The following is a 13,273-nucleotide window of genomic DNA, read 5'->3' as shown; positions in this document are numbered from 1 at the left end:
TAACCGAATCTGTGCTTGTAGCCGCGTGCCCGTTGGGGGCCTTGCAGGGAGAGAGAAATACCTACCCCTTAATACCAGTACGCTAAGTTGTAACAATACGAAACGCATAAAATTAATAAAATATCCTTAAAATACATGGTGTTAAAAAATAGGTGTTAATACCACCTTAGTGGTATGTGTGTTTTGCGTGGTGGTTGTTAAGCAAGAGCATCTTGATCGTTATCAATTCCCTTCATCTTTCAGCGCGTTACCTTCGCTGCAAATTCAGCAATGTCGACTTATCAGAGAGCCGTCAGGCTCCACACAGGAGAGACCCGATGAGTAAATTCCTGGACCGGTTTCGCTACTTTAAACAAAAGGGTGAAACATTTGCCGATGGGCACGGACAGATTCTAAATACCAACCGGGATTGGGAAGATGGATACCGCCAGCGCTGGCAGCATGACAAGGTGGTTCGTTCCACGCACGGCGTAAACTGCACCGGTTCCTGCAGCTGGAAAATCTACGTTAAAAACGGTCTGGTCACCTGGGAAACCCAGCAGACTGACTATCCGCGCACCCGCCCGGACCTGCCGAACCACGAACCTCGTGGCTGCCCGCGCGGCGCGAGCTATTCCTGGTACCTCTACAGCGCCAACCGCCTGAAATACCCGCTGATGCGTAAACGCCTGATGAAAATGTGGCGTGATGCGAAGAAACTGCACAGCGATCCGGTTGATGCCTGGGCCTCCATTATTGAAGATGCGGATAAAGCGAAAAGCTTTAAGCAGGCGCGTGGTCGCGGTGGTTTCGTTCGTTCCTCCTGGCAGGAAGTGAATGAGCTGATTGCGGCGTCTAACGTCTACACCGTAAAAACCTACGGCCCAGACCGTGTGGCAGGCTTCTCGCCAATTCCGGCGATGTCGATGGTCTCCTACGCCTCCGGCGCACGTTACCTTTCCCTGATTGGCGGTACCTGCCTGAGCTTCTACGATTGGTACTGCGACCTGCCGCCGGCTTCTCCGCAGACCTGGGGTGAGCAGACTGACGTTCCAGAATCAGCCGACTGGTATAACTCAAGCTACATCCTCGCCTGGGGTTCCAACGTTCCGCAGACGCGTACCCCTGATGCCCACTTCTTCACCGAAGTTCGCTATAAAGGCACCAAAACCGTTGCTATCACGCCGGACTACGCTGAAATCGCTAAACTTTGCGACCTGTGGTTAGCACCGAAGCAGGGTACCGATGCGGCCATGGCGCTGGCCATGGGCCACGTGATGCTGCGTGAATTCCACCTCGACAAGCCGAGCCAGTACTTCACCGATTACGTTCGCCGCTATACCGACATGCCAATGCTGGTGATGCTGGAAGAGCGTGACGGCTTCTACGCCGCGGGCCGTATGCTGCGCGCAGCGGATCTGGTTGATGGCCTGGGCCAGGAAGAGCATCCAGAATGGAAAACCGTCGCTTTTGATGAAAAAGGCGAGATGATCGCGCCAAACGGTTCCATCGGTTACCGCTGGGGCGATAAAGGTAAGTGGAACCTCGAACAGCGCGACGGCAAAACCGGCGAAGAGGTTGAGCTGCGCCTTAGCCTGCTGGGCAGCCATGACGATGTTGCACAGGTTGGCTTCCCGTACTTTGGCGGCGACGGTACCGAACACTTCGCCAGCGTAGAACTGGAAAATATTCTGCTGCACAAACTGCCGGTGAAACGCCTGCAGCTGGCAGACGGCAGCACCGCGCTGGTGACCACCGTTTATGACCTGACCATGGCCAACTACGGCCTGGAACGCGGCCTGAACGATGAAAACTGCGCAACCAGCTACGAAGATATTAAAGCGTACACCCCGGCGTGGGCTGAGAAAATCACCGGTGTATCCAGCGCGCAGATCGTCCGTATCGCGCGTGAGTTCGCCGATAACGCCGATAAGACGCATGGTCGTTCGATGATCATCGTCGGTGCCGGTCTGAACCACTGGTACCACCTCGATATGAACTATCGTGGTTTGATTAACATGCTGGTGTTCTGCGGCTGCGTCGGTCAGAGCGGCGGCGGCTGGGCACACTACGTAGGCCAGGAAAAACTGCGTCCGCAGACCGGCTGGCAGCCGCTGGCGTTTGCCCTTGACTGGCAGCGTCCGGCTCGTCATATGAACAGTACGTCCTACTTCTATAACCACTCGAGCCAATGGCGCTATGAGTCGGTTACTGCACAGGAACTGCTGTCACCGCTGGCGGACAAATCTCGCTATACCGGTCACCTGCTGGACTTCAACGTGCGTGCTGAACGCATGGGCTGGCTGCCGTCTGCTCCGCAGTTAGGTACTAACCCACTGCGCATTGCCGATGAAGCGAAGAAAGCGGGTATGACCCCGGTGGACTACACCGTTAAAGCGCTGAAAGAAGGTTCTATCCGTTTTGCGGCTGAACAGCCGGAAAACGGTAAAAACCACCCGCGTAACCTGTTCATCTGGCGTTCTAACCTGCTGGGCTCTTCCGGTAAAGGTCACGAATACATGCTGAAGTACCTGCTGGGTACCGAGCACGGCATTCAGGGGCTGGATCTCGGCAAGCAGGGCGGCGTGAAGCCGGAAGAAGTGGAATGGCAGGATAACGGCCTCGACGGCAAGCTGGATCTGGTGGTGACGCTGGACTTCCGTCTGTCGAGCACCTGTCTATACTCCGACATCGTGCTGCCTACCGCGACCTGGTATGAAAAAGACGATATGAATACTTCGGATATGCATCCGTTTATTCATCCGCTGTCTGCCGCCGTTGACCCGGCCTGGGAATCAAAAAGCGACTGGGAAATCTACAAAGGCATCGCGAAGACATTCTCCGAAGTCTGCGTGGGGCACCTTGGTAAAGAAACCGACGTTGTCACGCTGCCAATTCAGCACGACTCCGCTGCCGAACTGGCACAGCCGTTAGACGTGAAGGACTGGAAAAAAGGCGAATGCGACCTGATTCCGGGCAAAACCGCACCGCACATTATTCCGGTTGAGCGTGATTATCCGGCAACCTATGAACGCTTTACCTCTATCGGCCCATTGATGGAAAAAATCGGTAACGGCGGTAAAGGGATTGCCTGGAACACCCAGAGTGAAATGGATCTGCTGCGTAAGCTCAACTACACCAAGACGGAAGGCCCGGCGAAAGGCCAGCCTAAGCTGGACACAGCAATCGACGCCGCAGAGATGATTCTGACTCTCGCCCCGGAAACCAACGGTCAGGTGGCAGTAAAAGCTTGGGCGGCGCTGAGTGAGTTTACCGGTCGTGACCACACGCATCTGGCGCTCAACAAAGAAGACGAAAAAATTCGCTTCCGTGATATTCAGGCGCAGCCGCGCAAGATTATCTCCAGCCCAACCTGGTCCGGTCTGGAAGACGAACACGTCTCTTACAACGCTGGTTATACCAACGTTCACGAGCTGATTCCATGGCGTACGCTGTCTGGTCGTCAGTCGCTGTATCAGGATCACCAGTGGATGCGCGACTTCGGGGAAAGCCTGCTGGTTTACCGTCCGCCTATCGACACCCGCTCGGTAAAAGAGGTGATGGGTAAGAAATCCAACGGTTACCCAGAGAAGGCGCTGAACTTCCTGACGCCGCACCAGAAATGGGGCATTCACTCTACCTACAGCGACAACCTGCTGATGCTGACTTTAGGTCGCGGCGGCCCGGTGGTGTGGATGAGTGAAGAAGATGCCAAAGAGATCGGTATTGAAGACAACGACTGGATTGAAGTCTTTAACAACAACGGTGCACTGACCGCGCGTGCGGTAGTCAGCCAGCGTGTACCGGCCGGCATGACCATGATGTACCACGCGCAGGAACGTATCGTGAACCTGCCGGGTTCAGAAATTACCGGTCAACGCGGCGGTATCCATAACTCGGTGACCCGCATTACGCCAAAACCGACCCATATGATCGGTGGCTATGCGCACCTGGCCTACGGCTTTAACTACTACGGCACCGTAGGTTCAAACCGTGATGAGTTCGTGGTGGTACGTAAGATGAAGAACATTAACTGGCTGGACGGCGAAGGCAATGACCAGGTACAGGAGAGCGTAAAATGAAAATTCGTTCACAAGTCGGCATGGTGCTGAATCTCGATAAATGCATCGGCTGTCATACCTGCTCAGTCACCTGTAAAAACGTCTGGACCAGCCGTGAAGGGACCGAGTACGCATGGTTTAACAACGTTGAAACCAAGCCGGGCACCGGTTTCCCGACCAACTGGGAAGATCAGGAGAAGTACAAAGGCGGTTGGATCCGTAAAATCAACGGCAAGCTGGTACCGCGCATGGGTAACAAAGCGCTGCTGCTGGGTAAAATCTTCGCCAACCCGCATCTTCCGGGTCTGGATGATTACTACGAGCCGTTTGATTTTGACTACCAGACGCTGCACAACGCGCCGGCTGATAGCAAGGCGCAGCCGATTGCACGTCCACGCTCGCTGATTACCGGCAAGCGCATGGACAAAATCACCAAGGGTCCGAACTGGGAAGACGACCTCGGCGGTGAGTTCGAGAAGCTGTCGAAAGACAAAAACTTCGAGAACATGCAGAAGGCAATGTACGGCCAGTTCGAAAACACCTTCATGATGTACCTGCCTCGCCTGTGCGAGCACTGCCTGAATCCGGCGTGTGTTGCTACTTGCCCGAGCGGTGCAATTTACAAGCGTGAAGAAGATGGCATCGTACTGATCGATCAGGATAAGTGCCGCGGCTGGCGTATGTGCATCACCGGCTGCCCGTACAAAAAAATCTACTTCAACTGGAAAAGCGGTAAATCGGAAAAATGCGTTTTCTGTTACCCGCGTATCGAAGCCGGTCAACCGACAGTATGTTCTGAAACCTGCGTGGGCCGTATTCGTTACCTCGGCGTGCTGCTGTACGACGCGGATGCCATTGAAACCGCAGCCAGCACCGAGAACGAGAAAGACCTGTATCAGCGTCAGCTGGACGTGTTCCTCGATCCGAACGATCCGAAAGTGATCGAGCAGGCGCAGAAAGACGGTATCCCGCTGAGCGTGATTGATGCAGCACAGAAATCGCCGGTTTATAAAATGGCGATGGACTGGAAGCTGGCACTGCCGCTGCACCCGGAATACCGCACGCTGCCGATGGTCTGGTATGTGCCACCGCTGTCACCGATTCAGTCCGCAGCCGATGCGGGTGAACTGGGCAGCAACGGCATTCTGCCGGACGTGGAAAGCCTGCGTATCCCGGTTCAGTACCTGGCAAACCTGCTGACCGCAGGCGACACCCAACCGGTAGTGCTGGCGCTGAAACGTATGCTGGCGATGCGCCATTTCAAACGTACCGAGACCGTTGACGGTGTGATTGATACCCGCGCGCTGGAAGAGGTCGGTCTGACCGAAGCGCAGGCGCAGGAAATGTACCGTTACCTGGCGATTGCCAACTACGAAGATCGTTTCGTGGTACCAAGCAGTCACCGTGAACAAGCGCGCGACGCGTTCCCGGAGAAAAACGGTTGTGGCTTTAGCTTCGGCGATGGCTGCCACGGTTCGGACAGCAAGTTCAACCTGTTCAACAGCCGTCGTATTGATTCTGTGGATGTGAGCAGCAAAACGGAGCCACACGCATGATTGAACTCGTGGTGATTTCACGTCTCCTTGAGTACCCGGATGCTGCCTTATGGCAGCATCAAGGCGAACTCTTTGACGTTCTGTCTGAATCAGAAAAACTGGAAAAAGCGGATGCCCAGGCGCTGGGCGTTTTCCTGCGCGATTTAACCGCGCAGGATCTGCTGGATGCTCAGGCTGCCTACAGCGAGCTGTTTGACCGCGGTCGTGCGACGTCGCTGCTGCTGTTCGAACACGTGCATGGCGAATCCCGCGACCGCGGGCAGGCGATGGTCGATCTGCTGAATCAGTACGAGCAGCATGGCCTGGTTCTCGACAGCCGCGAGCTGCCGGACCACCTGCCGCTGTATCTGGAGTACCTGGCGCAGCTGCCAGAGAGCGAAGCGATTGGCGGCTTGCAGGACATCGCGCCGATTCTGGCGCTGCTCTGCGCGCGTCTGCAACAGCGTGAGAGTCGTTATGCGGTGCTGTTTGAGCAGTTGCTGAAGCTTGCGAACAGCGCGGTTGATGAAGCGAAAGTGGCGGAAAAAATTGCCGACGAAGCGCGCGATGATACGCCTCAGGCGCTGGATGCGGTGTGGGAAGAAGAGCAGGTGAAATTCTTTGCCGACCAGGGCTGTGGTGACTCGGAAATTACTAACCACCAGCGTCGCTTTGCTGGAGCCGTGGCCCCGCAATATCTGAATATCTCTAACGGAGGACAGCAATAATGCACTTCCTGAATATGTTCTTCTTCGACATTTATCCGTACATAGCGGGTTCTGTCTTCCTGATTGGCAGCTGGCTACGTTACGACTACGGTCAGTACACCTGGCGCGCCGCGTCCAGCCAGATGCTGGATCGTAAAGGGATGAATCTCGCATCTAACCTGTTCCACCTTGGGATCCTGGGCGTGTTCGCCGGTCACTTCCTGGGTATGCTGACGCCGCACTGGATGTATGAAGCGTGGCTGCCGCTGGAAGTCAAACAGAAGATGGCGATGTTTGGCGGTGGCGCGGCTGGCTTGATGTGTCTGGTCGGCGGCGTGCTGTTACTTAAACGCCGTTTGTTCAGCCCACGCGTGCGTGCGACGACGACCGGTGCTGACATCCTGGTGCTTTCCGTGCTGGTTATCCAGTGTGCGCTGGGCCTGCTGACCATTCCGTTCTCGGCGCAACATATGGACGGCAGCGAGATGATGAAACTGGTTGGTTGGGCGCAGTCCGTGGTGACCTTCCACGGTGGTGCGTCTGCACACCTGGACGGCGTGGCGTTTATCTATCGTATGCACCTGGTGCTGGGGATGACGCTGTTCCTGCTGTTCCCATTCTCGCGTCTGGTGCACATCTGGAGCGTGCCGGTCGAGTATTTGACCCGCAAGTATCAGATTGTTCGTGCGCGCCATTAATACGGCGTAGTGACGTGCTAAACCCCGCTTCGGCGGGGTTTTTTGTTTGTGCGGCCTGTGTTCCCCGGCGGCGCTGCGCTTGGCCGGGCTACACGGATATCGAAGCATTTGTAGCCCGGCCAAGCGCAGCGCCGCCGGGATATATATGGCAAAGACGCAAGATAGAGCTAGAGAAATAAAAGAAATAACTGAGAAAGATTTGAATATTTAATCAGAGGAGATACTACCGAGAGAAGGTGGTGGTGGGGGAAGGATTACTCAGCGCTACGCGCTTCGCCCTTCGGGTCGTTGTCTGCGACAACGCTTTCTCGCTACGCTCGAATCGAACCTTAGTCGAAGCTTCTCATCCTTCTCCGCATGGGCAGAATATACAATTTTAGCGTTTTAATTAAATGAGATACTATCAGGAAGTGATGGTGGTGGGGGAAGGATTCGAACCTTCGAAGTCGATGACGGCAGATTTACAGTCTGCTCCCTTTGGCCGCTCGGGAACCCCACCACTGGGGTAATGCTAGGTTTTACTGGCCTGCTTCCTTCTCGGGAAGCGGGGCGCATCATATCAAATGACGCGCCGCTGTAAAGCATTCGTTTGTCGAAAATGAACTGTTTGCCTGCTTTTTATCCGTAACGGGTTAAAGCTAATCAATTCATTTCGCTAACGATTAAAGAATAATCGTCCGGTTACCGTACACAAAGACGCGCTGCGCCAGCACCTGATAAAGCGCGCGGCTGAGCACGTTTTTTTCTACATCGCGCCCGGCGCGCATCATATCTTCTGCTGTATAGGTATGATCGACGTGAATCACATCCTGCATAATGATCGGACCTTCGTCCAGGTTATCGTTGACGTAGTGGGCGGTGGCACCAACGATCTTCACGCCGCGTTCATAGGCCTGGTGATACGGACGCGCGCCGATAAAGGCCGGCAGGAACGAGTGGTGAATATTGATGATTTTGTTCGGGAAGCGGGCAACAAACTCCGGCGTCAGCACGCGCATATATTTCGCGAGCACGACATAATCCGGCTGGTGGGCTTCAATGGCATCCGCCATCAGCTTGTCGTGCTCCTCGCGGGCAAGACCCTCGTGGCTGACCAGTTCGAACGGAATACCAAAACGTTCAACCAGCGAACGCAGCGTATCATGGTTGCCAATAACGGCAGCAATCTCAACGTCCAGGCCGCCGTAGTTCGCCTTCATTAACAAATCGCCCAGGCAGTGCGCCTCTTTGGTCACCAGAATCACGATACGGCGACGCCCGGCGGGATTCAGCTCGCGTACCGAACCTTCCGGCAGGGCGCTGTCCAGATCGGCCAGCAGGGTTGCATCGTTGAAGATCCCTTCCAGCTCGGTACGCATAAAGAAACGCCCGGTGCGGTGATCGACAAATTCATTGTTCTGCACGATGTTCAGTTCGTGTTTGTAACAGATATTGGTAATGCGCGCGATCAGGCCTTTCTGGTCAGGGCAGATTGTGCGTAAAACTTTTCGTTGGATGGAATGCATTGCCGGGTAAATCCTGTTGATGATGTTTGCGAAGCTGTTGCCGGGCCTACTGCCCGCAGCATTTTTTAAATTTCTTCCCTGAACCACAGGGGCAGGGATCGTTTCTGCCAATGACTGGCCGTGTGCCATCGATATAATACCACTGCCCGTTTTCTTTTAAGAATCGTGAACGCTCAATGATGGCGCCGTTCTTGTTATGTTCACGAAAACGGGCAACGAAGCTCACGAAGCCTTCGTCGGCGTGGCGGCCGTCTTCCTCGGCGAAAACGGTGAGCCCCAGCCATTCAGTATGGGCGAAACCGTTGCGAATGTCGTCGCGAAACGCGTCGGCCTGACAGGTGGGGTGCCAGGTTTTCACCAGATAATCTGCATCCTTCTTCACGAAGGCGCAATAGCGCGAACGCATAAGACTCGATGGGCTGGGGGCCGCGGCATTGCCAGACAGATAAGGCTGGCAACATAAGCTATACTCGAGAGCGCTCCCACAAGGGCAAAGTTCAGACAAAGAGATCTCCCTGATTCGATAAAATAACGGCGAGGTTTCGCCTGATTGCGATATGGTAACCGAGCGATGGAGATGATGCCACGCCAGAAATAAGAGGATGTTCGTCGGTAACAATGAGAAAAATTAAAATCGGCCTGGCGTTGGGTTCAGGAGCGGCGCGCGGCTGGTCGCATATCGGCGTGATTAAAGCGCTACAGAAAATGGGCATTGAAGTTGATATTGTTGCCGGTTGCTCTATTGGTTCACTGGTAGGGGCAGCTTACGCCAGCAACCAGCTTCCCGCGCTCGAGCAGTGGGTGTGTTCGTTTAGCTACTGGGATGTACTGCGCCTGATGGATCTCTCCTGGCGGCGCGGTGGGTTGCTGCGCGGTGAACGCGTATTTAATCAATATCGGCAGATTATGCCCAATGACACCATTGAGCAGTGCGAGCGACGCTTTGCGGCCGTCGCCACCAATTTAAGCACCGGTCGCGAGTTGTGGTTTACGGAAGGTGATTTACATATGGCCGTGCGCGCGTCATGCAGTATTCCCGGTCTGATGGCGCCGGTGTTGCATAACGGCTACTGGTTAGTTGACGGTGCGGTGGTTAACCCGGTACCGGTTTCGCTCACGCGTGCGCTGGGCGCGGACATTGTTATCGCTGTCGATTTGCAACATGACGCACATCTTATGCAGCAGGATCTGCTGTCCGTGAATATTCAACCCGATGCGGAGATCGATGAGTCTCCCGATGAGCTATCATGGCATGAACGCCTGCGCGCTCGGCTAGGACGCGTTGCCTCACGTCGTTCCGTGGTGGCGCCTACGGCAATGGAAATCATGACCACATCGATACAGGTGCTGGAAAACCGTCTCAAGCGTAACCGCATGGCGGGTGACCCGCCGGATATTTTACTGCAACCGTTTTGTCCCCAGATCTCAACTCTGGATTTTCATCGAGCCTCATCTGCAATCGCCGCGGGCCAACAAGCGGTTGAAAAAAAGACAGATGAGCTTTTGCCTTTGGTTCAGAGTTCAACTTAAGGCACTTTTTTCGACTACTTCAGCAAAATCTGAAAGGCGATGATCGCAATAGCATGCCACTATTTAAATATCGTCGGGCAGGGGAGATATCATGACGCAGCCGTTGGCGGGTAAACACATTTTAATTGTCGAAGACGAACCCGTTTTCCGCTCACTTATGGATTCATGGCTTTCGTCGCTTGGCGCGCGCACGTTGCTGGCCCAGGACGGCGTTGATGCGCTCTCGCAGATAGAGTGTCAGAGGCCAGATCTGATGATTTGCGACCTGGCCATGCCAAGGATGAACGGCCTGCAGCTGGTGGAGCATTTGCGTAATGCAGGTGATACCTTGCCGATTCTGATTATTTCCGCGACTGAAAATATGGCCGATATCGCGAGGGCACTGCGCCTTGGCGTGCAGGATGTGTTATTAAAGCCGGTAAAAGACCTCAACCGGCTGCGGGAAACCGTGCTGGCTTGTCTGTATCCCAATATGTTTAATTCCCGAGTGGAAGAGGAAGAGCGGTTATTTGAAGATTGGGATGCGTTAGTGAGCAATCCGGCAGCGGCGGCAAAACTGTTACAAGAGCTACAGCCGCCGGTGCAGCAAAAAATATCCCATTGCCGGATAAATTATCGCCAGCTGATGGCGGTGGATGCGCCAGGCTTAGTTTTGGATATTGCGCCGCTTTCTGAACACGATCTGGCATTTTATTGTCTGGATGTTACCCGCGCGGGTGATAATGGCGTTCTTGCCGCATTGCTATTACGTGTGCTGTTTAATGGTCTGCTGCAAGAGCAGTTCGCGCATCAAGGCCAGCGTCTGCCAGAATTAGGCAGTTTGTTAAAACAGGTTAATCAACTGCTCCGTCAGGCCAATCTACCCGGCCAGTTCCCGCTGCTGGTGGGTTATTATCACAGCGGGTTAAAAAATCTTATCCTGGTATCGGCCGGTTTGAACGGCACATTAAATACCGGCGACCATCAAATACAAATAAGCAATGGCGTACCGCTGGGTACGTTAGGAAACGCCTACCTTAACCAAATAAGCCAGCGCTGCACTTCATGGCAGTGCCAGATTTGGGGTAAAGGCGGCCGTTTACGCTTAATGTTGTCTGCGGAATGAGCAAACGCATTTTTTTTCAGGGATAGCTTTAACAGCTTAACTGCCGTGGTGATACTATCAGGCAAATTGATGTGGATATACTCGTCATACTTCAGCGTGCTGTGCGTTGAACGAACCCGTTATCTTCGGCTTAGGTGATTTATGCCAGCGCCGATCTTATGGGCGGCGCTCCTCCTTCAGCCCGACTTTCGAGTATAAATCTTAATTCGAGGTCATCGCGTCCTTTTCAGAGCAGCCTCAGTAGGTTGTGATGATATACTCGGCGCGTTATTAATAAACGAGCAAGTTCAAAGTTTGAACAGTTCAGGAGATTTGAATGGCTGCCCTAAATTCGAAAGTAAGAAAGGCTGTTATCCCGGTTGCCGGATTAGGTACAAGGATGTTGCCTGCCACCAAAGCAATTCCTAAGGAAATGCTGCCGCTGGTGGATAAGCCTTTAATTCAGTATGTCGTGAACGAGTGTATTGCAGCTGGTATCACTGAAATTGTGCTGGTGACTCATTCTTCTAAGAATTCTATTGAAAACCACTTCGACACCAGCTTCGAACTTGAAGCGATGCTGGAGAAGCGCGTTAAGCGTCAGCTTCTCGACGAAGTGCAGGCTATTTGCCCGCCGCACGTCACCATTATGCAGGTTCGCCAGGGTCTGGCGAAAGGCCTGGGCCACGCGGTACTGTGCGCGCACCCGGTGGTCGGCGATGAGCCCGTTGCGGTCATTCTGCCGGACGTTATTCTCGACGAATATGAATCCGATCTGAGCCGTGAAAACCTGGCCGAAATGATTAGCCGTTTCGATGAAACCGGCGTGAGCCAAATCATGGTCGAACCGGTTGCAGACGTGACGGCCTACGGCGTGGTTGACTGCAAAGGCGCAGAGCTGAAGCCTGGCGACAGCGTACCGATGGTGGGCGTCGTTGAGAAGCCGAAAGCCGACGTTGCGCCGTCTAATCTGGCGGTCGTTGGGCGTTATGTTCTTGGCGCGGATATCTGGCCGCTGCTGGCGAAGACCCCTCCGGGAGCCGGCGATGAAATCCAGCTGACTGACGCGATTGATATGCTGATCGATAAAGAAACCGTCGAAGCATACCATATGAAAGGCAAAAGCCATGACTGTGGTAATAAGCTGGGTTATATGCAGGCGTTTGTTGAATACGGTATTCGTCACAATACGCTGGGCGAAGAGTTCAAAGCGTGGCTGCAAGATACGCTGGGCATTGCTAAGTAATATAACGGATGCTCTAAAAAGCCGGGGAAACCCGGTTTTTTTATTTCTGAATAACACAAAAGGATAAAAAATGAGCGTGCTTGCGTAGGTGCGTTCGTGCAGACGGGGTATTGTGGATATAAAAAATCCCGCCGTAGCGGGATTTTTGCGAAGCGTAAGGATTAATCCTTGATCAGGAAGTCGTCCAGAGATTTACCCTGTTCGTCCATCGCTTTTTTGATAACTGCCGGGGTACGACCCTGGCCGGTCCAGGTTTTGGTTTCGCCGTTTTCGTCAACATAGCTATATTTAGCCGGGCGTGCAGCGCGTTTTGCTTTGGTGCCGGTTTTAGCAGCAGCCATGCTATTCAGCAGTTCGTTCGGATCAATACCGTCAGCAATCAGCATTTCGCGATATTGTTGCAGTTTACGGGTACGCTCTTCGATTTCCGCAGCAGCTGCGTTTTCTTCTTCGCGACGTTCGTTAACAACAACTTCTAATTTTTCCAGCATTTCTTCAAGCGTTTCAAGGGTGCATTCTCTTGCCTGCGCACGAAGAGTACGGATGTTGTTCAAAATTTTAAGTGCTTCGCTCATTGTAGTAATCTCAAACTTATATTGTGGGGTGGTTTGTTGAAGTAATAATAGAGCGATAAAATCAGATGTGCAATAGGGAAGAATGTAAGGAATTCAAAATAACGTGTTATTTGATGCTGCCATTAATATTTATAAGTTAAATTGCGGCCAGACTTCTTCGGTTGATCGGTCGTTATTGCGGGAAAGCGCAGCGGGATAACGAGTGCCATGCTGAAGCACACGGGTGCATAAATATACCCCGTATGGATAAATATCAACCTTATGTATTAGCGTGGTTGCATCCATTTTGTGCATTACTTTATCGATGATGAATGGTTACGCTGCTCAACCATTCTGCCTCCAGGCCGGCTTTC

General features: G+C 53.5%; 10 protein-coding genes, 1 tRNA gene and 1 other RNA gene. 7 read left to right on the top strand and 5 right to left on the bottom strand.

Features of this window, described 5'->3' with window-relative positions:
- Positions 1 to 317: 317 nt before the first annotated feature.
- From H7R56_RS13410 to narI, 4 genes are read left to right on the top strand one after another with little or no spacing between them, the layout of a single operon-like run.
- On the top strand, positions 318 to 4,061 hold the full coding sequence (locus tag H7R56_RS13410) for a nitrate reductase subunit alpha (protein WP_106928864.1): 3,744 nt from the start codon (positions 318 to 320) through the stop codon (positions 4,059 to 4,061).
- Positions 4,058 to 5,596, top strand: coding sequence for a nitrate reductase subunit beta (gene narH / locus H7R56_RS13405; RefSeq protein ID WP_106928863.1), 1,539 nt, complete (start codon positions 4,058 to 4,060; stop codon positions 5,594 to 5,596). The genes H7R56_RS13410 and narH overlap by 4 nt, the downstream gene beginning before the upstream one ends.
- The gene (gene narJ, locus H7R56_RS13400; protein ID WP_035895581.1) at positions 5,593 to 6,303 is read left to right on the top strand and encodes a nitrate reductase molybdenum cofactor assembly chaperone; all 711 of its coding nucleotides are present in this window, start codon (positions 5,593 to 5,595) and stop codon (positions 6,301 to 6,303) included. The genes narH and narJ overlap by 4 nt, the downstream gene beginning before the upstream one ends.
- Positions 6,303 to 6,980 (top strand): respiratory nitrate reductase subunit gamma, encoded by a 678-nt coding sequence (narI, locus tag H7R56_RS13395; protein ID WP_035895580.1) that lies wholly within the window; start codon positions 6,303 to 6,305, stop codon positions 6,978 to 6,980. The genes narJ and narI overlap by 1 nt, the downstream gene beginning before the upstream one ends.
- Positions 6,981 to 7,217: 237 nt before the next feature.
- Here narI and H7R56_RS13390 read toward each other — a convergent pair.
- The 4 genes from H7R56_RS13390 to H7R56_RS13375 all read right to left on the bottom strand — a co-directional run bounded on the left by H7R56_RS13390 (position 7,218) and on the right by H7R56_RS13375 (position 8,990).
- Positions 7,218 to 7,348, bottom strand: a non-coding RNA gene (locus H7R56_RS13390) — RtT sRNA.
- Between the two features lie 46 nt (positions 7,349 to 7,394).
- A tRNA-Tyr gene (locus H7R56_RS13385) sits at positions 7,395 to 7,479 on the bottom strand.
- Between the two features lie 163 nt (positions 7,480 to 7,642).
- Complete coding sequence (purU, locus tag H7R56_RS13380; protein ID WP_106930781.1) at positions 7,643 to 8,485, bottom strand: formyltetrahydrofolate deformylase; 843 nt, start codon at positions 8,483 to 8,485, stop codon at positions 7,643 to 7,645.
- Between the two features lie 46 nt (positions 8,486 to 8,531).
- On the bottom strand, positions 8,532 to 8,990 hold the full coding sequence (locus tag H7R56_RS13375) for a YchJ family protein (RefSeq protein WP_106930783.1): 459 nt from the start codon (positions 8,988 to 8,990) through the stop codon (positions 8,532 to 8,534).
- 113 nt (positions 8,991 to 9,103) lie between these two features.
- On the opposite strand from H7R56_RS13375, the gene rssA reads away from it, so the two are divergent.
- The 3 genes from rssA (at position 9,104) to galU (ending at position 12,345) form a co-directional block, all read left to right on the top strand.
- Positions 9,104 to 10,015, top strand: a complete 912-nt coding sequence (rssA, locus tag H7R56_RS13370; protein ID WP_106930785.1) for a patatin-like phospholipase RssA — start codon at positions 9,104 to 9,106, stop codon at positions 10,013 to 10,015.
- A 91-nt stretch (positions 10,016 to 10,106) separates the two neighbouring features.
- Positions 10,107 to 11,120 (top strand): two-component system response regulator RssB, encoded by a 1,014-nt coding sequence (gene rssB, locus H7R56_RS13365; protein ID WP_106930787.1) that lies wholly within the window; start codon positions 10,107 to 10,109, stop codon positions 11,118 to 11,120.
- A gap of 316 nt (positions 11,121 to 11,436) precedes the next feature.
- Complete coding sequence (gene galU / locus H7R56_RS13360) at positions 11,437 to 12,345, top strand: UTP--glucose-1-phosphate uridylyltransferase GalU (protein WP_106930789.1); 909 nt, start codon at positions 11,437 to 11,439, stop codon at positions 12,343 to 12,345.
- Between the two features lie 161 nt (positions 12,346 to 12,506).
- On the opposite strand, the gene hns is transcribed toward galU, so the two are convergent.
- Complete coding sequence (gene hns / locus H7R56_RS13355) at positions 12,507 to 12,920, bottom strand: histone-like nucleoid-structuring protein H-NS (RefSeq protein WP_064545023.1); 414 nt, start codon at positions 12,918 to 12,920, stop codon at positions 12,507 to 12,509.
- Between the last annotated feature and the right edge of the window lie 353 nt (positions 12,921 to 13,273).

Origin of the sequence: Klebsiella sp. WP3-W18-ESBL-02 (genome assembly GCF_014168815.1) — a bacterium.
GTDB lineage: Bacteria > Pseudomonadota > Gammaproteobacteria > Enterobacterales > Enterobacteriaceae > Kluyvera > Kluyvera ascorbata_B.
The sequence above is the reverse complement of the archived record's forward strand: the minus strand, read 5'-3'. Positions and strand labels throughout refer to the sequence as shown.

Coding starts and splice junctions, on each gene's coding strand:
- narH (WP_106928863.1), top strand. CDS start 4,058: ATGAAAATTCGTTCACAAGTCGGCATGGTGCTGAATCTCGATAAATGC.
- H7R56_RS13410 (WP_106928864.1), top strand. CDS start 318: ATGAGTAAATTCCTGGACCGGTTTCGCTACTTTAAACAAAAGGGTGAA.
- galU (WP_106930789.1), top strand. CDS start 11,437: ATGGCTGCCCTAAATTCGAAAGTAAGAAAGGCTGTTATCCCGGTTGCC.
- narI (WP_035895580.1), top strand. CDS start 6,303: ATGCACTTCCTGAATATGTTCTTCTTCGACATTTATCCGTACATAGCG.
- rssA (WP_106930785.1), top strand. CDS start 9,104: ATGAGAAAAATTAAAATCGGCCTGGCGTTGGGTTCAGGAGCGGCGCGC.
- narJ (WP_035895581.1), top strand. CDS start 5,593: ATGATTGAACTCGTGGTGATTTCACGTCTCCTTGAGTACCCGGATGCT.
- rssB (WP_106930787.1), top strand. CDS start 10,107: ATGACGCAGCCGTTGGCGGGTAAACACATTTTAATTGTCGAAGACGAA.
- hns (WP_064545023.1), bottom strand. CDS start 12,920: ATGAGCGAAGCACTTAAAATTTTGAACAACATCCGTACTCTTCGTGCG.
- purU (WP_106930781.1), bottom strand. CDS start 8,485: ATGCATTCCATCCAACGAAAAGTTTTACGCACAATCTGCCCTGACCAG.